The organism is Pseudomonas sp. PME37.24/025 (genome assembly GCF_055556615.1).
The window spans coordinates 497,840-518,414 of the sequence record NZ_JBVHNK010000003.1; the positions used below are offsets into that span (position 1 = coordinate 497,840).

The 20,575-nt window shown below is 57.7% G+C and carries 22 protein-coding genes; 15 read left to right on the top strand and 7 right to left on the bottom strand.

Going from position 1 to position 20,575, the window contains the following annotated elements; genetic code table 11:
* Nucleotides 1–70: 70 nt before the first annotated feature.
* The 8 genes from metG (at nt 71) to ACZ3HH_RS08305 (ending at nt 6,947) form a co-directional block, all read left to right on the top strand.
* On the top strand, nt 71–2,122 hold the full coding sequence (metG, locus tag ACZ3HH_RS08270; RefSeq protein WP_465803920.1) for a methionine--tRNA ligase: 2,052 nt from the start codon (nt 71–73) through the stop codon (nt 2,120–2,122).
* A gap of 129 nt (nt 2,123–2,251) precedes the next feature.
* A complete protein-coding gene (locus ACZ3HH_RS08275; protein WP_465803922.1) occupies nt 2,252–2,821 on the top strand; it encodes an Rnf-Nqr domain containing protein in 570 nt (189 codons plus the stop codon).
* The gene (rsxB, locus tag ACZ3HH_RS08280; RefSeq protein WP_465803923.1) at nt 2,818–3,825 is read left to right on the top strand and encodes an electron transport complex subunit RsxB; all 1,008 of its coding nucleotides are present in this window, start codon (nt 2,818–2,820) and stop codon (nt 3,823–3,825) included. The genes ACZ3HH_RS08275 and rsxB overlap by 4 nt, the downstream gene beginning before the upstream one ends.
* The gene (locus ACZ3HH_RS08285; RefSeq protein ID WP_465803924.1) at nt 3,812–4,804 is read left to right on the top strand and encodes an RnfABCDGE type electron transport complex subunit D; all 993 of its coding nucleotides are present in this window, start codon (nt 3,812–3,814) and stop codon (nt 4,802–4,804) included. Before rsxB ends, ACZ3HH_RS08285 begins: the two co-directional genes overlap by 14 nt.
* The gene (locus tag ACZ3HH_RS08290) at nt 4,801–5,412 is read left to right on the top strand and encodes an RnfABCDGE type electron transport complex subunit G (protein WP_465803925.1); all 612 of its coding nucleotides are present in this window, start codon (nt 4,801–4,803) and stop codon (nt 5,410–5,412) included. The genes ACZ3HH_RS08285 and ACZ3HH_RS08290 overlap by 4 nt, the downstream gene beginning before the upstream one ends.
* Nucleotides 5,405–5,995, top strand: a complete 591-nt coding sequence (locus ACZ3HH_RS08295; protein ID WP_465803927.1) for an Rnf-Nqr domain containing protein — start codon at nt 5,405–5,407, stop codon at nt 5,993–5,995. Before ACZ3HH_RS08290 ends, ACZ3HH_RS08295 begins: the two co-directional genes overlap by 8 nt.
* 25 nt (nt 5,996–6,020) lie before the next feature.
* Entirely contained in the window at nt 6,021–6,659 is a 639-nt protein-coding gene (gene nth, locus ACZ3HH_RS08300) for an endonuclease III (protein WP_253553524.1), read from the top strand.
* Between the two features lie 108 nt (nt 6,660–6,767).
* Nucleotides 6,768–6,947: a PA3496 family putative envelope integrity protein gene (locus ACZ3HH_RS08305; RefSeq protein WP_007898493.1), complete on the top strand. Its 180-nt coding sequence runs from the start codon at nt 6,768–6,770 to the stop codon at nt 6,945–6,947.
* Nucleotides 6,948–7,038: 91 nt separating this feature from the next.
* On the opposite strand, the gene ACZ3HH_RS08310 is transcribed toward ACZ3HH_RS08305, so the two are convergent.
* Nucleotides 7,039–7,665, bottom strand: coding sequence for a response regulator (locus ACZ3HH_RS08310; protein ID WP_465803929.1), 627 nt, complete (start codon nt 7,663–7,665; stop codon nt 7,039–7,041).
* A gap of 561 nt (nt 7,666–8,226) precedes the next feature.
* On the opposite strand from ACZ3HH_RS08310, the gene ACZ3HH_RS08315 reads away from it, so the two are divergent.
* On the top strand, nt 8,227–8,808 hold the full coding sequence (locus ACZ3HH_RS08315) for a hypothetical protein (protein ID WP_465803931.1): 582 nt from the start codon (nt 8,227–8,229) through the stop codon (nt 8,806–8,808).
* A 176-nt stretch (nt 8,809–8,984) separates the two neighbouring features.
* On the opposite strand, the gene ACZ3HH_RS08320 is transcribed toward ACZ3HH_RS08315, so the two are convergent.
* Complete coding sequence (locus tag ACZ3HH_RS08320) at nt 8,985–10,202, bottom strand: argininosuccinate synthase (protein WP_017738284.1); 1,218 nt, start codon at nt 10,200–10,202, stop codon at nt 8,985–8,987.
* A 129-nt stretch (nt 10,203–10,331) separates the two neighbouring features.
* The gene (locus tag ACZ3HH_RS08325) at nt 10,332–11,240 is read right to left on the bottom strand and encodes a flagellar protein MotY (RefSeq protein WP_465803933.1); all 909 of its coding nucleotides are present in this window, start codon (nt 11,238–11,240) and stop codon (nt 10,332–10,334) included.
* Between the two features lie 157 nt (nt 11,241–11,397).
* Here ACZ3HH_RS08325 and pyrC point away from each other — a divergent pair, with 157 nt between their 5' ends.
* Both pyrC and rnt read left to right on the top strand, forming a co-directional pair.
* Nucleotides 11,398–12,444 carry a dihydroorotase gene (gene pyrC, locus ACZ3HH_RS08330; RefSeq protein WP_465803935.1) on the top strand — a complete coding sequence of 349 codons (1,047 nt, stop codon included), beginning with the start codon at nt 11,398–11,400 and terminating at the stop codon, nt 12,442–12,444.
* The gene (gene rnt / locus ACZ3HH_RS08335) at nt 12,441–13,118 is read left to right on the top strand and encodes a ribonuclease T (protein ID WP_465803936.1); all 678 of its coding nucleotides are present in this window, start codon (nt 12,441–12,443) and stop codon (nt 13,116–13,118) included. Before pyrC ends, rnt begins: the two co-directional genes overlap by 4 nt.
* Nucleotides 13,119–13,192: 74 nt before the next feature.
* On the opposite strand, the gene ACZ3HH_RS08340 is transcribed toward rnt, so the two are convergent.
* The gene (locus tag ACZ3HH_RS08340; RefSeq protein ID WP_007898510.1) at nt 13,193–13,795 is read right to left on the bottom strand and encodes a peroxiredoxin; all 603 of its coding nucleotides are present in this window, start codon (nt 13,793–13,795) and stop codon (nt 13,193–13,195) included.
* Between the two features lie 314 nt (nt 13,796–14,109).
* On the opposite strand from ACZ3HH_RS08340, the gene ACZ3HH_RS08345 reads away from it, so the two are divergent.
* Complete coding sequence (locus tag ACZ3HH_RS08345; protein WP_367372759.1) at nt 14,110–14,328, top strand: bacterioferritin-associated ferredoxin; 219 nt, start codon at nt 14,110–14,112, stop codon at nt 14,326–14,328.
* A 199-nt stretch (nt 14,329–14,527) separates the two neighbouring features.
* Entirely contained in the window at nt 14,528–15,001 is a 474-nt protein-coding gene (gene bfr, locus ACZ3HH_RS08350) for a bacterioferritin (protein WP_465803938.1), read from the top strand.
* A gap of 86 nt (nt 15,002–15,087) precedes the next feature.
* Here bfr and grxD read toward each other — a convergent pair whose 3' ends face one another.
* The 3 genes from grxD to ACZ3HH_RS08365 form a co-directional block, all read right to left on the bottom strand.
* The gene (gene grxD, locus ACZ3HH_RS08355) at nt 15,088–15,429 is read right to left on the bottom strand and encodes a Grx4 family monothiol glutaredoxin (protein ID WP_046047090.1); all 342 of its coding nucleotides are present in this window, start codon (nt 15,427–15,429) and stop codon (nt 15,088–15,090) included.
* Between the two features lie 97 nt (nt 15,430–15,526).
* Complete coding sequence (locus tag ACZ3HH_RS08360; RefSeq protein ID WP_465803940.1) at nt 15,527–17,635, bottom strand: molybdopterin oxidoreductase family protein; 2,109 nt, start codon at nt 17,633–17,635, stop codon at nt 15,527–15,529.
* A gap of 134 nt (nt 17,636–17,769) precedes the next feature.
* Nucleotides 17,770–18,060, bottom strand: coding sequence for a hypothetical protein (locus ACZ3HH_RS08365; RefSeq protein WP_052966158.1), 291 nt, complete (start codon nt 18,058–18,060; stop codon nt 17,770–17,772).
* 406 nt (nt 18,061–18,466) lie between these two features.
* On the opposite strand from ACZ3HH_RS08365, the gene argF reads away from it, so the two are divergent.
* Nucleotides 18,467–19,387, top strand: coding sequence for an ornithine carbamoyltransferase (gene argF / locus ACZ3HH_RS08370; RefSeq protein ID WP_258622800.1), 921 nt, complete (start codon nt 18,467–18,469; stop codon nt 19,385–19,387).
* Nucleotides 19,384–20,493: an ABC transporter ATP-binding protein gene (locus ACZ3HH_RS08375; RefSeq protein ID WP_465803941.1), complete on the top strand. Its 1,110-nt coding sequence runs from the start codon at nt 19,384–19,386 to the stop codon at nt 20,491–20,493. The genes argF and ACZ3HH_RS08375 overlap by 4 nt, the downstream gene beginning before the upstream one ends.
* Nucleotides 20,494–20,575 lie beyond the last annotated feature (82 nt).

Genomic DNA, 20,575 nt, shown 5'->3' on the forward strand with positions numbered 1-20,575 from the left:
CCGAAGGGTGAAAAATATGCGCCAGCGCTTTATAGTGGCCGACCTCCGTTTCATCAAGTAGCCGAGCCCCATGTCCGAGCCACGCAAGATCCTCGTCACCAGCGCCCTGCCCTATGCCAATGGTTCGATCCACCTCGGCCATATGCTGGAATACATCCAGACCGATATGTGGGTGCGCTTCCAGAAGCATCGCGGTAACCAATGCATTTATGTCTGCGCCGACGACGCCCACGGTTCGGCCATCATGCTGCGCGCGGAAAAGGAAGGCATCACCCCGGAACAACTGATCGCCAACGTCCAGGCTGAACACAGCGCCGACTTTGCCGAGTTCCTGGTGGACTTCGACAACTTCCACTCCACTCACGCTGAAGAAAACCGTGAGCTGTCGAGCCAGATCTACCTGAAGCTGCGCGACGCCGGGCACATCGCCCAGCGTTCGATCACCCAGTACTTCGACCCGGAAAAGAAAATGTTCTTGGCCGACCGCTTCATCAAGGGCACCTGCCCGAAATGCGGTACCGAAGACCAGTACGGCGACAACTGCGAGAAATGCGGTGCGACCTACGCGCCGACCGACCTCAAAGATCCGAAGTCGGCAATCTCCGGCGCCACGCCGGTGCTCAAGGATTCCCAGCACTTTTTCTTCAAGCTGCCGGACTTCCAGGAAATGCTGCAAGCCTGGACCCGCAGCGGCACGTTGCAAGAAGCCGTGGCCAACAAGATCGCCGAATGGCTGGATGCCGGCCTGCAACAGTGGGACATTTCCCGCGATGCGCCGTACTTCGGTTTCGAGATTCCCGACGAGCCAGGCAAATATTTCTACGTGTGGCTGGATGCGCCAATCGGCTACATGGCCAGCTTCAAGAACCTCTGCGCCCGCCGTCCGGAACTGGACTTCGACGCGTTCTGGGGCAAGGATTCCACCGCCGAGTTGTACCATTTCATCGGCAAGGACATCGTCAACTTCCACGCCCTGTTCTGGCCAGCCATGCTTGAAGGCGCCGGTTTCCGCAAACCGACCGGCATCAACGTACACGGCTACCTGACCGTCAACGGCCAGAAGATGTCCAAGTCCCGCGGCACTTTCGTCAAGGCACGGACTTACCTGGATCACCTGTCGCCGGAATACCTGCGCTACTACTACGCCGCCAAGCTGAGCCGTGGCGTCGATGACCTGGACCTGAACCTCGAAGACTTCGTGCAGAAGGTCAACTCCGACCTGGTCGGCAAAGTCGTCAACATCGCCAGCCGTTGCGCCGGATTCATCCATAAAGGCAACGCCGGTGTACTGGTAGCCGGTAACGCCGCGCCGGAACTGACCGATGCCTTCCTGGCCGCAACGCCAAGCATTGCCGAAGCCTATGAAGCTCGCGACTTTGCCCGCGCCATGCGCGAAATCATGGGCCTGGCCGACCGCGCCAACGCCTGGATCGCCGACAAGGCGCCGTGGTCGCTGAACAAACAGGAAGGCAAGCAGGATGAAGTCCAGGCCATTTGCGCCTTGGGTATCAACCTGTTCCGCCAGTTGGTCATTTTCCTCAAACCAGTGCTGCCGCTGCTGGCCGCCGATGCCGAGGCGTTCCTGAATGTCGCACCGCTGACCTGGAACGACCACGCCACCTTGCTCAGCAACCATCAGCTGAACGAATTCAAACCGCTGATGACCCGCATCGACCCGGTAAAAGTGCAAGCCATGACCGACGCCTCGAAAGAAGACCTGACCGCCAGCGCAACCGACACCGGCCAAGCGGCACCCGTCGGCAATGGTGAACTGGCCAAGGATCCGCTGTCGCCAGAGATCGAGTTCGACACCTTCGCCGCTGTAGACCTGCGCGTGGCGCTGATCATCAAGGCCGAAGCCGTGGAAGGCGCCGACAAGCTGCTGCGCCTGACCCTGGACATCGGTGATGAGCAACGCAACGTGTTCTCCGGGATCAAGAGCGCTTACCCGGACCCGTCCAAGCTCAATGGTCGCCTGACCATGATGATCGCCAACCTCAAGCCCCGCAAAATGAAATTCGGGATCTCCGAAGGCATGGTGATGGCGGCAGGTCCTGGCGGGGAAGAAATCTACCTGCTGAGCCCCGACAGCGGCGCCAAGCCGGGTCAGCGCATCAAGTAAAACCCTGCGGTAAACCGATCCCACAGTCGTGCCCGGCGCGACTGTGGGATTTTCATGTCTGGCCCACCCTCCTTCCTTGCCGGATAATGCCTAACCTTGTTAGACAGGCCTCCTTTTGCCGGCACGATCATGACCGAACTGCTTCTTACGCTTATCAGCGCTGCCCTGATCAACAACCTCGTGTTGCACTGGCCGCTGGGCGTCGATCCGGTGCTGGGCAGCGAGCGGCCACAGGTCCACGCACTGGGCATCGCGACGACGTGTCTGATGCTGATCGTCGGCACGATTGGCTATGCGTTCTATCATTGGCTACTGGTGCCGTTGGGGCTGACGTCGCTGCGTCTGTTCGTGTTCCTGCCGTTGAGCGTTCTGCTGATCGGCCCGCTGCTTAAGCTGCTTTCACGTTTATTGGCGAAGCATTCATTCGATGGCCTCTGGCCCCTGCTGCTGGGGAATGCCGGGGTGCTTGGGCTGACGTTGCTCAACGCTCAAGACGACAAGGGAATTTTCCACGCCATAGCCCTGAGCCTTGGCGCCGGGCTGGGTTTCTGGCTGGTGCTGAGTCTGTTCAGCGACTTGCGCCAGCGCACACTCGACAACGATATCCCCCTGCCCTTTCGCGGCCTGCCGATCGAATTGATCGGCGCCGGATTGATCGCGGTGGTTTTTCTCGGATTCAGCGGGCTGATCAAAACATGAGTCTGATTCAACGCATCGACGCCCTCTTGCCGCAGACCCAATGCGGCAAGTGTGGCCACCCCGGATGCAAACCCTACGCCGAAGGCATCGCCAGCGGCGAGCCGATCAACAAGTGCCCACCGGGCGGCAGCGAAACCATCGCGGCCCTGGCCGACTTGCTGAAAGTGCCGGTGCTGGAACTGGACGTCAGTCGCGGTTCGGCACCGGCGCAGATCGCTTATATCCGTGAAGCCGAATGCATCGGTTGCACCAAGTGCATTCAGGCCTGTCCGGTCGACGCCATTGTCGGAGCGGCGAAATTCATGCACACGGTCATCGTCGACGAATGCACCGGTTGCGACCTTTGCGTGGCGCCCTGCCCGGTGGATTGCATCGAGATGCATCCGTTACCGCTGGCCACGGTGCTGCCGATTGTCGGCGGGCTGGCGTTCAGCCCGGAGGAACAACAGGCCCGGGCCGCCAAGCGCAATCACGCGCGACGCCGTTTCGAACAGCGCAATGCCCGACTGCATCGCGAAGAGCAACAGAAACTCGCCGAACGCCAGGCCCGTGCCCAACGTGCTGTGCAGCCCAGCGAAGTGACGCTCGACCCGGTTCAGGCCGCACTCGAGCGCGTCCGCGCACAGAAGGCCGCCAATGCCGATGCGGCACTGAAAAAGGCCAAGGTCGATCTGGCAATGAGTCGGGCGCAATTGAACAAATCGCTGAAGGCTTTCGGGCATCCGCCAACCTTCGAACAGCAATCGCAGCTGATCGTGCTGCAACAGCAGTTCGAAGCCGCCGAACAGGCGCTGGCGCAACTGGAGAGCAGCGCACCGCCGGTTTCTGCACCACCTGCCCCGGCAAAAGATGCCGAGCTGAAACGGGCGAAGATCCAGCTGGCCATGCGCCGCGCCGAACTCAAGAAAGCTCAAACAAGCGAGGCGCCGGCCGAACAGATCGAAGCATTGCAACATGCGCTCAGCGAAGCCGAGCGTCAGGTGGATGCCTATGTCACCCCTTGAATCGGTGGACGATCGCCTTCAGCAGGCCATGAAGCTGGTCTTGCTGGCCACTGTGCCGGGGATGCTGATGTTGTTTTGGCTGTACGGCTGGGGCGTATTGATCAACCTGATTCTGACGGTGGCTACTGCACTGGCCGTGGAAGCGGCGGTGTTGCAGCTGCGCAAGCAACCGGTAAAACCGACGTTGAGCGATGGCAGCGCCCTTGTCAGTGCAACTCTGTTGGCACTGGCCTTGCCGCCTTATTGCCCGTGGTGGCTGACAGTCAGTGCTGCGGCGTTCGGACTGTTTTTCGGCAAGCACTTGTATGGCGGCGTCGGCAAGAATCCGTTCAATCCGGCGATGCTCGGTTTCGCGCTGGTCCTGGTGATGTTTCCCCAGCAAATGACCCATTGGCCGGCGTCCCATGGCATGGATTTGTTCGGTGGGTTGCAACAGGTGTTCGGCTTCAGCTTCGGTCAGACACCCGATGCGTGGGCTCAGGCCACGGCGCTGGACAGTCTGCGCATCAACAAAAGCCTGACCATGGAAGAACTGTTCGCCGGCAATCCGGCATTCGGCCGTTTTGGCGGCCGAGGTGTGGAATGGGTCAACCTGGCGTTTCTGGCTGGCGGTGCGTTTCTGCTGCAGCGGCGGGTATTCAGTTGGCATGCACCGGTCGGCATGCTCGCCAGCCTGTTCATCATCAGCCTGTTATGCTGGAACGGAACGGGCTCCGACTCTCATGGCTCGCCACTGTTTCATCTGCTCACCGGCGCGAGCATGCTGGGTGCCTTCTTCATCGTGACAGAACCAATATCCGGTGCGAAAAGCCCCACTGCCCGATTACTGTTCGGCGCAGGCGTGGGGTTACTGACTTATCTGATTCGGACATGGGGCGGGTATCCGGACGGCGTGGCCTTTGCGGTTCTGCTGATGAACCTCTGTGTACCGGCGCTGGAGCGGTTTGCCGCCTCCAGACAGGAACAGGTTGCCCCATGAACCGAGCGACGAGCGTTGTGATTCTGGTAGTGCTGGCAGGCCTGGGGATGGGCGCGACTTACCTCGTGCAGCACACCAGCGCCGCGCGCATCGCCGCCGAGCAACGCCTGATCGACAGCCGTCAGTTATTGGATCTGCTACCACCCGACAGTTACGACAATCAGCCATTGGAACACCCCCTCAGCCTCGAAAGCACTCGCATGGCCAACAGCACACTGCTGGGGGGCTACCTGGTCTCCAAGGCCGGCCAACCGAGCGCTGTGTTGCTGCGCAGCCAGACACTGGGCTACGCCGGCGCCATCGATTTGCTGATCGCCATCGACCCCCAGGGCAAGTTAGTGGGGGTCAAAACCCTCAAGCAATCGGAAACCCCGGGGCTGGGAGGCAAGCTCGCCGACTGGCCCAATGCCTGGCTTCAGGTGTTTACCGGCAAGTCGCTAACCGACCCCGATGACAATGGCTGGGCCTTGAAAAAGGACCAAGGGCAATTCGATCAGATCGCGGGCGCGACCATCACCTCAAGAGCGGTGATCAATGCCACCCATGACGCGCTGCGCTACTTCGACGAACACCGGCAACCGCTGATCGGGAGCAGCGCTCATGAATAAGTCATCGCCCCTGCAGAACTCGCTGATGCTTACGCCGTTGATCGGCGTCACTGATTCATTGGTAACGGCCCTGGGACTGTGGCTGATGTTCGCCCTGGTGCTGAGTGCTTACGGTGTGAGCATGGGCGCGTTGCGCTCGCGACTGATTCCGGCAATGCATTTGCTGGCCTGCCTGCTGCTGGCTGCCACGCTGACCAGTTGCGCGGAACTTGCCATGCAAGCCTGGTCGCTTCAATGGCACCAGCATCTGGGTTTCTACACAGGATTGATCGCCTTGCAATGCGTCGTGCTGGAACACAACGGTTTTTTCCTGAGGCCACCGAGTGATCGCCTGCGTCAGTGTGGCCTGTTCGGCGCCCTGATGATGAGCTTGGGCCTGCTTCGCGAGTTCATCGGCAACGGGACACTCGCTAGCCATCTGTCCTGGATGGCCGGTGCCGTGCAACCAGACTGGCAAGGCTGGACACTGATCGCCGACGGTGGCCTGCATCTGGCCACGCTGGCCCCTGGCGGGTTTATTCTGCTGGGACTGTTGATCGCCGCACATCAAGCCTGGACCCGCTGCCCGGCTGCCCCACATTGACCGCCTTCGAGGAAACGCATCGCCCATGAATGCCGCAAAACGTCTTGAAATTTTCCGCAGGTTTCACGAAGACAACCCTGAACCGAAGACCGAACTGGCCTATTCCTCGGCGTTCGAATTGCTGATCGCCGTGATTCTCTCGGCGCAGTCGACCGATGTCGGCGTGAACAAGGCCACCGCCAAACTGTTCCCGGTGGCCAATACGCCAGCGGCGATCCATGCTTTGGGCGTCGAAGGGCTGTCGGAGTACATCAAGACCATCGGCCTGTTCAACAGCAAAGCGAAAAACGTGATCGAAACCTGTCGCTTGCTGGTGGAGCGCCATGGAGGCGAAGTGCCGCAGACCCGCGAGGCACTGGAGGCATTGCCCGGCGTCGGTCGCAAGACCGCCAACGTGGTGCTCAATACCGCCTTTCGTCAGCTGACCATGGCCGTGGACACTCACATTTTCCGGGTCAGTAACCGTACCGGCATTGCTCCGGGCAAGAACGTGGTTGAGGTGGAGCAAAAACTGATGAAATTCGTGCCGAAGGAATATCTGCTCGACGCTCATCACTGGCTGATTCTTCATGGGCGTTACGTTTGCCTGGCCCGCAAGCCGCGGTGTGGCAGCTGCCGGATCGAGGATTTGTGCGAATACAAGCAAAAGACCTCGGACGATTGAGGCGCTATTAGTTTTTTTGATTGATCGATTGAAAAAATCTTTTTTACCCGCCGGGAAATTGTCGATATAAGGAGCGCCAAAGGGCAGCCTTAGCCTGGAGTTAACCTTATGAGCACTGGCAAAGAGCAATTGGACGTAGAAGACGACTTCACCCCCGTTGAGGCCGATGACGCAGAACCGGTAGTGGAAGTGGCGAAGACCAACCTGAGCAAACGCCGCACCATCGACAATCTGCTGGAGGAGCGCCGACTGCAGAAGCAATTGGCCGATTACGATTTTGACCTGTGACACTTAAAAGCCTCCCGAAACGGAGGCTTTTTACTAAGTGCCGACCCCTGATAAATGCCCGTTCATCGCGCCTCGTCAAACGCTGGCAGCGTCATACCAGGCCATTGCGTTGGGCCAATTCGATCAGGTCGACCAGTGAGCGAGCATTGAGCTTTAATAGAAGACGTGTCTTGTAAGTACTGACGGTTTTATTGCTGAGAAACATTCCATCGGCGATCTCCTTGTTTGTCTTTCCTCGAGCCAACTGTTGCAAGACCATCATTTCCCGCCCGGACAAACGATCCACCATATCAGCTTCACTGACGTTCCCAAGACTGGAGCGCACGGTATGCAGAGCCTGATTAGGAAAGTAACTGTAACCTGACAGCACCGCTTTTATTGCACTGAGCAACTCAGTGAGATCCTGTTGTTTGCAGACATATCCGGCGGCACCCGATTGCATGCAACGCATGGAAAAGTGCCCTGGCGCCTGGGACGTCAATATCAGTACTTTAAGAGGCATCGCCGTCGACGTCAGGCGCGCGATAACCTCTAACCCATCCAGCTTTGGTATCCCAATATCCAATATAACAATATCCGGCATAAGATCACGGGCAAGTTGCAATGCGTCCACACCATTATCTGTTTCTGCAATGACTTCGTAGCCATGACGTTCCATTAGCATACGTACCGCAAGACGAATGACGGGGTGATCATCCACGATCAGCACTTTATTCATGGGCAAGTCCAATTTTCGCTGTTCGAATTTTTAGAGCCCGCACCATAGCCTAGTCGTTTCACCCATGGCATGCCGTCACCTCCGGCCACTCGCAGCGAGAGACATGGCCTACAAACAACGCGGATTTCTCCTACAAAAATTCATTGCCACACGAAGAGCCAGAGACTTTACTGGCCCAATGTCGCTCAACGCTTCGACATTTTTTTGTATCGCTTTACAACAAAAAAAACACAAAAACAGGGTTTGATGCCGATAATCCAACACACATCGACTATTGAGCTACCCTTAAAAGTAACGGGCATTTTCCAATACTCTTCGCGACCCGACTCAAATAACAAAGAAGAAACTCACACACCGTAACATTTCACTAATAACACACCCCTACAAACCTAAAAAAACAAGTAGCCACACACGCCCCTTCACAACAACACAGTTACTATAACAGCCTCCATTATTGGAGCAAAAAAAAGAGTTCACCATAACAGCAGAAAAACCTAATATATTAGTTATTATCAATCCCACAAACCCATCGAGAAAACACATACTTCATGAGCAGAAAACATGATAAAACTCAGAAAAAAAATCACCAACCCGATGACAATCATTGCAATCTTTGCAGCATTATCTGAAACTTCGGCCGCTGTATCTCTCCCCTTTCTTGATAACGAGGAGAGAGCGCTCTATGTCTGGTTTCTGATTAGTTTCCCCTTTTATTTACTTTTTCTTTTCTTTGCCACACTCAACTTCAACTATCGGTCGCTTTACGCGCCCTCCGATTTCGAGAAGGAAGAACATTTCATAAAAGTCATGGACAACGCTGATCACTCGGAAAACAACCCATCCGGGGTAACGCACGAACGCTCGGCGCCACACCATGTGCGCCTGCCTGTTCCCCTAAAGGATCTGCACATCGTTGATGCGCGGTGGATACACAAAAAAATGGCGTTAATCGCCTTGGTGGAAAGTATTCAGCATCCTCCGGATAATCCTGCACAAGTGATTGTATTTCTCACGTGTACCGACTCGGATAAATTACTGAAGGACAATACACTCAAACACTGGAAACAAATAAAGAAACAGAACAGCTCAACATTCTGTATTTCCTACAACTTGAGTTCACAGGGCGTGACGGTTGTGGGCTAGGTATTGAATGGCCACACATCAGAAGACAGTCCTTGAAGCTAGATCAAGGACAGGAAGCAGAAGGAACGGTTAGCAGAAACAAGAAGAAAGCGAATACGCATTATGCAGCAGCCCCCCTTTCAGATTTGTGGCCTTGTCATCAACAAGGCCACAAATCCATTACCGCCTCAAAAGTCTCAGAAAAGCTTGCGACCTTTGTTCGCCGCGATGCGCATGCGCAAGGCGTTGAGCTTGATGAAGCCCGCCGCGTCGGCCTGGTTGTAGGCGCCGCCATCTTCCTCGAAGGTCGCGATGTTGGCGTCGAACAACGACTCGTCGGACTTGCGACCAGTGACGATCACATTGCCCTTGTACAGCTTCAGGCGCACTACGCCGTTCACATGAGCCTGGGAAGCGTCGATCATCTGTTGCAGCATCAGACGCTCTGGGCTCCACCAGTAACCGGTGTAGATCAAGCTGGCGTATTTAGGCATCAGCTCGTCTTTGAGGTGAGCCACTTCGCGGTCCAGGGTGATCGATTCGATCGCACGGTGAGCGCGCAGCATGATGGTGCCGCCAGGGGTTTCGTAACAGCCACGGGACTTCATGCCCACGTAACGGTTCTCGACGATGTCGAGACGGCCGATACCGTGTTCGCCACCGATACGGTTCAAGGTCGCCAGCACGGTGGCCGGGGTCATTTCGACGCCGTCCAGTGCGACGATATCGCCGTTGCGGTAGGTCAGTTCCAGGTACTGCGGTTTGTCAGGAGCGTTCTCCGGGGAGACGGTCCATTTCCACATGTCTTCTTCGTGCTCGGTCCAGGTGTCTTCCAGCACGCCGCCTTCATAGGAGATGTGCAGCAGGTTGGCATCCATCGAGTACGGGGATTTTTTCTTGCCGTGACGCTCGATCGGGATCGCGTGCTTCTCGGCGTAATCCATCAGCTTCTCGCGGGACAACAGGTCCCATTCGCGCCACGGAGCGATCACTTTTACGCCTGGCTTCAATGCGTAGGCGCCCAGTTCGAAACGAACCTGGTCGTTGCCCTTGCCGGTCGCGCCGTGGGAAATGGCGTCAGCGCCGGTTTCATTGGCGATTTCGATCAAGCGCTTGGCGATCAACGGACGAGCGATGGAAGTACCCAGCAGGTACTCGCCTTCGTAAACGGTGTTGGCGCGGAACATCGGGAACACGAAATCGCGCACGAATTCTTCGCGCAGATCGTCGATGTAGATTTCTTTTACGCCCATGGCCTGTGCCTTGGCGCGGGCCGGTTCGACCTCTTCGCCCTGACCCAGGTCAGCGGTGAAGGTCACTACTTCACAGTTATAAGTATCCTGCAGCCACTTGAGGATCACCGAAGTGTCCAGGCCGCCGGAATACGCCAGAACGACCTTGTTTACGTCCGCCATGCCATCACTCCACGGGGTTCTACGGAAAGCCGTCAAGTCTACCGCTCATGCAGGACAATTTACAGAGGCGCGACAGCTTATGACGACGAAGCGACAGATTATGTCGAGCGAGCGACGATTTCAGCAGGTTCAGGAGGTCTTCGGGCTGCCCACGGAAGCAGTGGCTTGAGGCGCCGGTTTCTCGGTCGGCGCTACCCGTTCAAGGCGTACGGCTACCCGGCGGTTCTTCGCCCGGTTGGCGGCATTGTTGTTCGGCGCCAAAGGATAGCGCTCACCGTGAAAACGCAAGGTGATCTGCGATTCCTGAATACCATTGGCCTTGAAGAAATCCATCACGGCCAGCGCCCTGCGTCGTGACAGTTCACGGTTGGTCAGGCGATTGCCGCTGTTGTCGGAATGGCCGTCGAGCTCAATGTGGTTGACCGTCGGATCGGCTTTCATGAATTCCAGCATGACCTGCAAATGAGCCTTGGCTTGAGCGTCGAGATCGATGCCCTCCCCTGGAAAGCCGACTTCGGACTGCTTCACCTGCTCGAAATTCTGCGGCAGCAACTTGGCCACGCAACCCTGATAGTCACTGTAGGCCTTGCTGAACTTGACCGGCAGCAGACGGACTTCAGATACCCGACCGTCGCCCGAGGAGTGTCGAACCACCGGGCTGCGACCATCCATCAAACCGCTTATCAGGCGCCCGGCCTGAACTTGCGTGCTGTTGAACAGTACGCTGCCACTGCCGATTCGCACCGAGCCCAGGTTGATGTCACCACGTCCCGGTTGCCAGGGCGCAGCGGCCGCAAGCAGTGTTGCCGAACCGCCACCGATCATCGAGTTGTAGGCCTTCAAGCGAAATGTCGCCTGTTCGCCGGCGCGACGTACGAACTCACCCGAGCCGAAATCAGTGATCGGTTGAGCCAGGCGGCATTCGAACTTGTCACCTTCGACCGTCCACTCGATGCTCTCCAGACGGGTCTGGAAAGTGAGCGCCATCGCAGGAAGGCTGGCAAACACACTGAGCAAGGCTAAATAACGCTGGCGCACGGGAGGCTCCACTGGCTTCTGCAACAAAAAGACCAACACACATATTTACGGCATACGTGTTGGATATCGGAAGCTTGCCGTAAAACTTGATAGCGAGTGCCTGGAAGAGTCTTTTCCGGTAGCATTCCCCTGAGTTTGACCCGCCTGGAATCCCCTCATGTCCGACCGCCTGACCCTGCTGCGTCCCGACGACTGGCATATTCATCTTCGCGATGGTGCTGTATTGACCAATACCGTCGCGGATGTCGCGCGCACCTTTGGTCGCGCCATTATCATGCCCAACCTGGTGCCTCCGGTGCGCAACGCTGCTGAAGCCAATGGCTATCGCCAGCGAATTCTCGCTGCACGCCCGGCCGGCAGCCGTTTCGAACCGCTGATGGTTCTGTACCTGACCGACCGCACCCAGCCCGAAGAAATACGTGAAGCCAAGGCCAGCGGTTTCGTTCACGCCGCCAAGTTGTACCCGGCCGGCGCGACTACCAACTCGGACTCTGGCGTTACCAGCATCGACAAGATTTTCCCTGCACTGGAGGCCATGGCCGAAGTCGGGATGCCTTTGTTGGTTCACGGTGAAGTCACTCGTGGCGATGTCGACGTTTTCGATCGCGAAAAAATCTTCATCGACGAGCACATGCGTCGAGTGGTCGAGCGCTTCCCGACCCTTAAAGTGGTGTTCGAACACATCACTACCGCCGACGCCGTGCAGTTCGTCAACGAGGCTTCGGCCAACGTCGGCGCAACCATCACCGCGCACCACCTGCTGTACAACCGCAACCACATGCTGGTGGGCGGGATTCGGCCGCATTTCTACTGCCTGCCGATCCTCAAGCGCAATACCCACCAGGAAGCCCTGCTCGACGCCGCCACCAGTGGCAGCGACAAGTTCTTCCTCGGCACCGACTCGGCGCCCCATGCCCAGCACGCCAAGGAAGCGGCTTGCGGCTGTGCCGGTTGCTACACCGCTTATGCCGCGATCGAGATGTATGCCGAAGCTTTTGAACAGCGCAATGCGCTGGACAAGCTCGAAGCCTTCGCCAGCCTCAATGGCCCGCGTTTTTACGGCCTGCCGGCGAACACCGATCGCATCACCCTGGTCCGCGATGAGTGGACCGCCCCAACCAGCCTGCCGTTTGGCGAGCTGACCGTAATCCCGCTGCGCGCCGGTGAAAAACTGCGCTGGCGCCTGCTGGAGGAACACGCGTGAGTGAAGACCATTACGACGACGAACAGGACGGTAATGGCGGCGGAGGCGGTTCCCGTCATCCAATGGCAGCCAGGTTCCGTGGTTACCTGCCAGTCGTCGTCGACGTAGAAACCGGAGGCTTCAACTCGGCCACCGATGCCCTGCTGGAAATCGCCGCCACCGTGATCGGCATGGATGAAAAAGGCTTCGTGTACCCTGAGCACACCTACTTCTTCCGGGTCGAACCGTTTGAAGGTGCGAACATTGAAGCGGCAGCCCTGGAATTTACCGGGATCAAGCTCGATCACCCGTTGCGCATGGCCGTGAGTGAAGAAGCGGCCCTGACCGATATCTTCCGCGGTGTGCGTAAGGCTCTAAAGGCCAATGGTTGCAAACGGGCGATTCTGGTCGGGCACAACAGCAGTTTCGATCTGGGCTTTCTCAACGCCGCTGTCGCGCGCCTGGACATGAAACGCAACCCGTTTCACCCGTTCTCCAGCTTCGACACAGCAACCCTCGCCGGTCTGGCCTACGGTCAAACTGTATTGGCCAAGGCCTGCCAGGCAGCGGATATCGACTTCGACGGTCGCGAGGCCCACTCGGCCCGCTACGACACCGAGAAGACGGCTGACCTGTTCTGCGGCATCGTCAATCGCTGGAAACAAATGGGCGGCTGGGAAGACTACAACGACTGATGCCAGTCGCCGCTTTATCCCGCCCATAAAAAAACCGGCCTTATCAGCCGGTTTTTTTATGCCTCGAACGTGCCTTACAGCGCAGCAGCGTTCTCGGTCAGGTAAGCCGCAACACCTTCGGTGGAAGCGGTCATGCCTTTGTCGCCTTTTTTCCAGTTGGCAGGGCAAACTTCGCCGTGCTCTTCGTGGAATTGCAGAGCGTCGACCAGACGGATCAGCTCTTCGATGTTACGGCCCAGCGGCAGGTCGTTGATGATCTGCGAGCGGACAACGCCTTTGTCGTCGATCAGGAATGCGCCACGGAAAGCCACACCGCCTTCGGACTCAACGTCGTAGGCCTTGGCGATTTCGTGCTTCAGGTCGGCTGCCATGGTGTAGCGAACTTCGCCGATGCCACCATTGTTGACCGGGGTGTTGCGCCAGGCGTTGTGGGTGAAGTGCGAGTCGATCGAAACGGCTACCACTTCCACGTTGCGTGCCTTGAAGTCAGACATGCGGTTGTCCAGAGCGATCAGCTCGGACGGGCAAACGAAGGTGAAGTCCAGCGGGTAGAAGAACACCAGGCCGTATTTGCCTTTGATGGCCGAGGACAGGGTGAAGCTGTCTACGATTTCGCCATTGCCGAGTACGGCCGGTACGGTGAAGTCAGGGGCTTGTTTGCCTACGAGTACGCTCATTGGATATCTCCTGGTGTAATAACGGTGAAGTACAGGGTTCGCATCAGCCTGCCACCCTCAGGCGACAGCCCTGTGACACGATCCCCCTTCGCAAAGGCCGACCATCATACACCGCGTTTTTGGCCTGTCCTCAACGGTTTTTTCTGCCAGATGAAAGGCCGCTGTTATATTTTCTTCAGGAAAGGTCTTAGAAGACGCCGTTCGTCAGTCGCACGCCTTTATGAGGAAAAGCTTTCAGAAACCACTTTGACAATCATTCTCGTTAACATTAAGATCCATCGCAATTGAGTCACAACCAGCGACGGTTCTCACTTATGTATGTCTGCCTCTGCACTGGCGTCACCGACGGTCAAATCCGCGATGCAATCTATGAAGGTTGCTGCAGCTATCGGGAAGTACGTCAGGCCACCGGCGTTGCCAGCCAATGCGGTAAATGCGCCTGCCTTGCCAAGGAAGTGGTCCGTGAAACCCTGGGCAAACTGCAATCGGCCCAGGCGGCGATCCCCTTCCCCGCAGAATTTACCGCCGCATAACTACCGTATTTCAAAGAACCGGACTTGATGTCCGGTTTTTTTATGTCTGCAAATCAATCGCTTAGATGCCAGACGCGGAACAAAAACATTCTTATTCCGATTAATTTTCATTTAAGTTTCAATAACTTAGGTTTGACACCCTTAATTACGCGGCTCAAACTCTGCCTCATAGACAGCCAATACAGGGCAGGACCCCATCATGAAAGGCGACACCACAGTCATCCAGCATCTCAACAAGATCCTTGCCAATGAACTGGTCGCGATCAATCAATACTTTTTGCATGCGCGCATGTATGAAGATTGGGGCCTGAACAAGCTCGGCAAGCACGAGTACCACGAATCCATCGACGAGATGAAGCACGCGGACAAGCTGATCAAGCGCATCCTGTTCCTTGAAGGTCTGCCGAACGTCCAGGACCTGGGCAAACTGCACATCGGCGAACACACCAAGGAAATGCTTGAGTGCGACCTGAAGATCGAACGCGACGGCCATGCCGATCTGAAAGTCGCTATCGCTCACTGCGAAACTGTCGGTGACTTCGGTAGCCGTGAACTGCTCGAAGACATTCTTGAATCCGAAGAAGAACATATCGATTGGCTGGAAACCCAACTGGGCCTGATCGATAAAGTCGGTCTTGAGAACTATCTGCAATCGCAGATGGGCGAAGAGTAAATGCTACGCCGCTAATCGCGATGCAATAAAAAGCCCCGCTCTCTTTTAAAGAGGCGGGGCTTTTTTATGTTTGCTCTTGTACCGGATCAGGCTTCGGTCTTGCCAGCTGCGGCTTTTTCGACAGCAGCTTTGATCGTCGCTTGCAACGAACCGTCAGCAGACATTTCGGTCATGATGTCGCTACCGCCGACCAGCTCACCACCGACCCACAATTGCGGAAAGGTTGGCCAGTTGGCGTACTTTGGCAGGTTGGCGCGGATTTCCGGGTTCTGCAGGATGTCCACATAGGCAAACTTTTCGCCACAAGCCATAACAGCCTGAGCGGCTTTCGCGGAGAACCCACACTGTGGTGCATTCGGCGAGCCTTTCATGTAAAGCAGAATGGTGTTGTTGGCAATCTGCTCTTTAATCGTTTCGATGATATCCATGGAGCACCTCGGCTGAACTTTCCGACTCAGTGGTCGGCACGGTGGCGCATTGTAACGGAAACCCGAGCGCCATGCTCGGCCTCCCCGACAGTCATGTTCACGCCGCCGCCACGGTCACCGGCACGCCATTCAACGCCGCATTGCCCGACAACTCATCGAGCTGACATTCGTCAGTCAGGTCATTGGCGCTGGAGCCGGGTTGACCGCTGGCAATCGTCATCTGCACACCCGGTCGCGCATGACCCCAACCGTGAGGAAGGCTGACCACACCTTTCATCATATCCAGGCTGGCGATCACTTCAACCTCGATCACGCCGACCCGCGAACTGACGCGCACCCGCTGCCCATCGCTGAGCCCCCGACTGGCCAAATCGTCCGGGTGCATCAACAGTTGATGGCGCGGCTTACCCTTCACCAGACGGTGATAGTTGTGCATCCATGAGTTGTTGCTGCGCACATGACGGCGGCCGATCATCAGCAACTCATCGGCGGCCGGTGCTTGTAGCGCCGCGAAGCGCGCCAGGTCGGCGAGGATCTCGACAGGCGCTGCCTGGACTCGCTGATTGGCCGTTTTCAGGCGTGGTGCCAGATTGGGCTTGAGCGCGCCGAGATCGATACCGTGAGGATGATCGAACAAGGTCGCCAGCGACAACTTGTGTTCCGAAGCGTCACCATACAGGCCCATCCGCAGCCCTCGGTCGATCATCTGCGCCGGTGCGATAGTCGGTTTCAGCTCCTTGCCGGTCTGGGTCGCAAAGGCTTTGGCCAGCCCCACGAAGATTTCCCAGTCATGCCGCGCGCCTTCAGGCTTGGCGAGGATCGCCCGGTTGAAGCGGGTGACGTTGCGCACCGCGAACATGTTGAACGTGGTGTCGTAATGATCGTTTTCCAGCGCCGAAGTCGACGGCAGGATCAGGTCGGCGTAACGCGTGGTTTCATTGATGTACAGGTCGACGCTGACCATGAACTCCAATCCATCCAGTGCCTGCTCCAGTTGTCGGCCATTGGGCGTGGACAGCACCGGATTACCCGCCACGGTGATCAGCGCGCGGACCTGCCCTTCCCCTTCGGTGAGCATCTCTTCGGCCAGCGCCGATACCGGCAGTTCTCCAGCGTATTCCGGACGCCCGGACACCCGGCTCTGCCACCGGTTGAAATGCCCGCCCGAGGTCGATGCCACCAGATCCACCGCAGGCTCGGTGCACAACGCACCGCCCACCCGGTCGAGGTTACCGGTTACCAGATTGATCAATTGCACCAGCCAATGGCACAGGGTGCCGAAAGCCTGGGTCGAAACACCCATGCGGCCGTAGCAGACCGCTGTCGGCGCTGCCGCGAAGTCCCGTGCCAGTTGACGGATCTGCTCGGCAGGCACTGCGCACAGCGGGCTCATGGTCTCGGCGGTGAAACCGGCGATCGCCTCACGCACTTCATCCAGGCCGTCGACCGGCAAATGACTGTCGCGGGTCAAGCCTTCGGTGAACAAGGTATTGAGCAGCCCGAACAACAGCGCCGCATCGCCACCGGGGCGCACGAACAGATGCTGATCGGCAATCGCCGCCGTTTCGCTGCGACGCGGATCGACCACCACCACTTTGCCGCCCCGGGCCTGAATCGCCTTGAGGCGCTTCTCTACATCCGGCACGGTCATGATGCTGCCGTTGGAGGCCAGCGGATTGCCGCCCAGGATCAGCATGAAATCGGTGTGATCGATGTCCGGGATCGGCAACAGCAAGCCGTGGCCGTACATCAAGTGACTGGTCAGGTGATGGGGCAACTGATCGACCGACGTCGCGGAAAACCGATTGCGGGTTTTCAGCAGGCCGAGGAAGTAATTGCTATGGGTCATCAACCCGTAGTTGTGCACGCTGGGGTTGCCCTGATAGACCGCCACCGCGTTCTGCCCGTGACGTTCCTGAATCGCCGCCAGGCGTTCGGCCACAAGACTGAAGGCATCTTCCCACTCGATAGGCTGCCATTCGCTGCCTACTCGCAGCATCGGCTGACGCAGGCGATCCGGATCGTTCTGGATGTCTTGCAGGGCAACCGCTTTGGGACAGATATGCCCGCGGCTGAAGGTGTCTTGGGGGTCACCTTTGATCGAGGTGATCTGTACGCCGCTGCCTTCGACCTCGGTGGTCTCGATGGTCAGGCCGCAGATGGCTTCACACAGGTGGCACGCACGGTGATGGAGAGTCTTGGTCATGGCCAGTCTCTGTTTTGTTCTGGGCGGGCAATATCGGCCGCGGGAACAAAACTATGGCGCGCGACTCGCCCCTTTGCCAGCGACGTTCGTCTTGTGAATCGGCGACCATCAGGCCAGCCAATGGCAGCAAGGGATCAGTTCGATGGCAGACTCGGCGGCGCCTGTAACTGGATCTCCTCGATGGTTTCGATCTGCTCGTGGGCAACATGCACGCCGGTGAGTTCGCCGATCAGTCGCCAATGCTCATCGAGCCCGGCGCTGATGGTGGCCATGCGGTCGATCATGCGCCGGCCGGCCACCTTCGTGACTTCGTCTTCACTACGCATCAATTCGAAAGACATCGAGGTCATGGAAGCAGTGAGGTGGGTCAGGGAGCGTGCCGTAAGGCCGAGTAGCTCCATCAACAGCTGTTCTTTCGATTCCATTCCAAAGGCTTCCTGCGTCGCTCGTGCTCTAGTTATAACCCAGCACTTTGCTTTAGCAAATGTTTCGGACAACACACATTGCCCGCCAAAGGCTCGAATGACAGGTCAAAAACCGACCGCCAGCGTGTCGCCCGCGCCCTGTTTGATTGCCAAGCCCGGCGAACGCGGTGTACAAATGGTTAGCTGCTGTCAGGAAACAGGCTTCAAAAGCGCTACTGCGGTCTCCCCGTAGCCCCTCTGAAATCCCCTAAACACCGTAGCCTATTGGCGTAACGCGACATTTAATGTCAATATCGCGCCCACCCCTATTTCGTCGCCCCGTGCGGCTTACGCCGCAGGTCTCGCCCGTTTTTCAGTTAAACAAGGCTTTGAGTATCTGCGGTCTGTTGCAAAAAGGTAGTCAATGATGAGCGCAAGGCACTTTCTCTCCCTGATGGATTGCACGCCCGAAGAGCTGGTCAGCGTGATCCGTCGAGGCGTTGAGCTCAAGGACCTGCGTAACCGCGGCGTACTGTTCGAGCCTTTGAAGAACCGCGTCCTGGGGATGATCTTCGAGAAATCCTCGACCCGCACCCGTATCTCGTTTGAAGCCGGCATGATCCAGCTCGGTGGCCAGGCGATCTTCCTGTCGCCACGCGATACCCAATTGGGTCGCGGCGAGCCGATCGGCGACGGCGCCATCGTCATGTCGAGCATGCTCGATGCAGTGATGATCCGTACCTTTGCCCACAGCACCCTGACCGAATTCGCCGCCAACTCCCGCGTGCCCGTAATCAACGGCCTGTCCGATGACCTGCACCCGTGCCAGTTGCTGGCCGACATGCAAACCTTCCTCGAACACCGGGGTTCGATTCAAGGCAAGACCGTGGCCTGGATCGGCGATGGCAACAACATGTGCAATAGCTATATAGAAGCGGCGATCCAGTTCGACTTCCAGTTGCGCATAGCCTGCCCGGAAGGTTACGAGCCCAACCCTGAGTTCGTGGCTAAAGCCGGCGATCGGGTGACCATCGTCCGCGATCCGCAGGAAGCCGTGCGCGGCGCGCACCTGGTGAGCACCGACGTCTGGACCTCCATGGGCCAGGAAGAGGAAACCGCCAAGCGCCTGAAGTTGTTCGCACCGTTCCAGGTCAACCGTGCCCTGCTCGATCTGGCCGCGCCGGACGTGCTGTTCATGCATTGCCTGCCGGCCCACCGTGGCGAGGAAATCAGCCTCGACCTGCTCGACGACTCGCGTTCGGTGGCCTGGGATCAAGCCGAAAACCGTCTTCACGCACAAAAGGCCTTGCTCGAATTCCTCGTCCCGCCTTCGTACCACCACGCATGAGCCAGCCATTACTGCTGAATCTGCGCAACCTGGCCTGCGGTTACCAAAACCAGCGGGTTGTGCAGAACCTCAACCTGCATTTGAATGCCGGCGATATCGGTTGCCTGCTGGGGTCTTCGGGCTGCGGCAAAACCACTACCCTGCGGGCGATTGCCGGTTTCGAACCGGTGCACGAAGGTGAAATCCAGTTGGCGGGCGAGACCATCTCCAGCGCCGGTTTCACCCTCGCCCCGGAGAAGCGCCGGATTGGCATGGTGTTCCAGGATTACGCACTGTTTCCGCATTTGAGCGTGGCCGAGAACATCGCTTTCGGGATCCGCAAGCACCCGCAAAAGGATCGCATCACCGAAGAGCTGCTCGAACTGGTCAACCTGAAAAACCTCGGCAAGCGCTTCCCTCATGAGTTGTCCGGTGGCCAGCAGCAACGTGTCGCACTCGCCCGCGCCCTGGCGCCGGAACCGCAGTTGCTGTTGCTCGACGAACCGTTCTCCAACCTCGACGGCGAATTGCGACGCAAGCTCAGCCATGAAGTACGCGCCATTCTCAAGGCTCGCGGCACCAGTGCAATCCTGGTGACCCACGATCAGGAAGAAGCCTTCGCGGTCAGCGATCACGTGGGCGTTTTCAAGGAAGGTCGCCTGGAGCAGTGGGACACGCCCTACAACCTCTATCACGAACCCCTGACGCCATTCGTGGCCAGTTTCATTGGCCAGGGTTACTTCATTCGCGGTCAGTTGAGCAGCCCGGAGTCGGTGCAGACCGAGCTGGGTGAGTTGCGCGGCAATCGTGCCTATACCTGGCCAATCGGTTGTGCCGTGGACGTGTTGCTGCGTCCGGACGATATCGTCTATGCGCCGGACAGCCCACTGAGGGCACAGATTATCGGCAAGAGCTTCCAGGGTGCATCAACCTTGTATCGCTTGCAGTTGCCTACGGGCGCGCAGCTGGAGTCGATTTTCCCGAGTCATGCCGATCATCTGGTCGGTGCTGAAGTAGGCATTCGGGTAGCGGCTGAACACCTGGTGCTGTTCCAGGCGTCCGGCAGCACGGCGGCGCAGATTCCGGTGATCGAATCCGGTGTCCGGCGGTACAGCACCGCTAGCTGAACAACGCGAACAACGCGAACAATGTGGGAGCGGCGGTGCGGCGATCCGACTTGCTCGCGAAAGCGGTATAACAGTCAACAAT

Coding starts and splice junctions, on each gene's coding strand:
- ACZ3HH_RS08310 (WP_465803929.1), bottom strand. CDS start 7,665: ATGAATAAAGTGCTGATCGTGGATGATCACCCCGTCATTCGTCTTGCG.
- bfr (WP_465803938.1), top strand. CDS start 14,528: ATGAAAGGCGACACCACAGTCATCCAGCATCTCAACAAGATCCTTGCC.
- ACZ3HH_RS08365 (WP_052966158.1), bottom strand. CDS start 18,060: ATGGAATCGAAAGAACAGCTGTTGATGGAGCTACTCGGCCTTACGGCA.
- ACZ3HH_RS08290 (WP_465803925.1), top strand. CDS start 4,801: ATGAACCGAGCGACGAGCGTTGTGATTCTGGTAGTGCTGGCAGGCCTG.
- ACZ3HH_RS08295 (WP_465803927.1), top strand. CDS start 5,405: ATGAATAAGTCATCGCCCCTGCAGAACTCGCTGATGCTTACGCCGTTG.
- ACZ3HH_RS08275 (WP_465803922.1), top strand. CDS start 2,252: ATGACCGAACTGCTTCTTACGCTTATCAGCGCTGCCCTGATCAACAAC.
- metG (WP_465803920.1), top strand. CDS start 71: ATGTCCGAGCCACGCAAGATCCTCGTCACCAGCGCCCTGCCCTATGCC.
- grxD (WP_046047090.1), bottom strand. CDS start 15,429: ATGGATATCATCGAAACGATTAAAGAGCAGATTGCCAACAACACCATT.
- ACZ3HH_RS08305 (WP_007898493.1), top strand. CDS start 6,768: ATGAGCACTGGCAAAGAGCAATTGGACGTAGAAGACGACTTCACCCCC.
- ACZ3HH_RS08285 (WP_465803924.1), top strand. CDS start 3,812: ATGTCACCCCTTGAATCGGTGGACGATCGCCTTCAGCAGGCCATGAAG.
- ACZ3HH_RS08345 (WP_367372759.1), top strand. CDS start 14,110: ATGTATGTCTGCCTCTGCACTGGCGTCACCGACGGTCAAATCCGCGAT.
- nth (WP_253553524.1), top strand. CDS start 6,021: ATGAATGCCGCAAAACGTCTTGAAATTTTCCGCAGGTTTCACGAAGAC.
- pyrC (WP_465803935.1), top strand. CDS start 11,398: ATGTCCGACCGCCTGACCCTGCTGCGTCCCGACGACTGGCATATTCAT.
- ACZ3HH_RS08315 (WP_465803931.1), top strand. CDS start 8,227: ATGATAAAACTCAGAAAAAAAATCACCAACCCGATGACAATCATTGCA.
- ACZ3HH_RS08320 (WP_017738284.1), bottom strand. CDS start 10,202: ATGGCGGACGTAAACAAGGTCGTTCTGGCGTATTCCGGCGGCCTGGAC.
- rsxB (WP_465803923.1), top strand. CDS start 2,818: ATGAGTCTGATTCAACGCATCGACGCCCTCTTGCCGCAGACCCAATGC.
- ACZ3HH_RS08340 (WP_007898510.1), bottom strand. CDS start 13,795: ATGAGCGTACTCGTAGGCAAACAAGCCCCTGACTTCACCGTACCGGCC.
- ACZ3HH_RS08360 (WP_465803940.1), bottom strand. CDS start 17,635: ATGACCAAGACTCTCCATCACCGTGCGTGCCACCTGTGTGAAGCCATC.
- argF (WP_258622800.1), top strand. CDS start 18,467: ATGAGCGCAAGGCACTTTCTCTCCCTGATGGATTGCACGCCCGAAGAG.
- ACZ3HH_RS08375 (WP_465803941.1), top strand. CDS start 19,384: ATGAGCCAGCCATTACTGCTGAATCTGCGCAACCTGGCCTGCGGTTAC.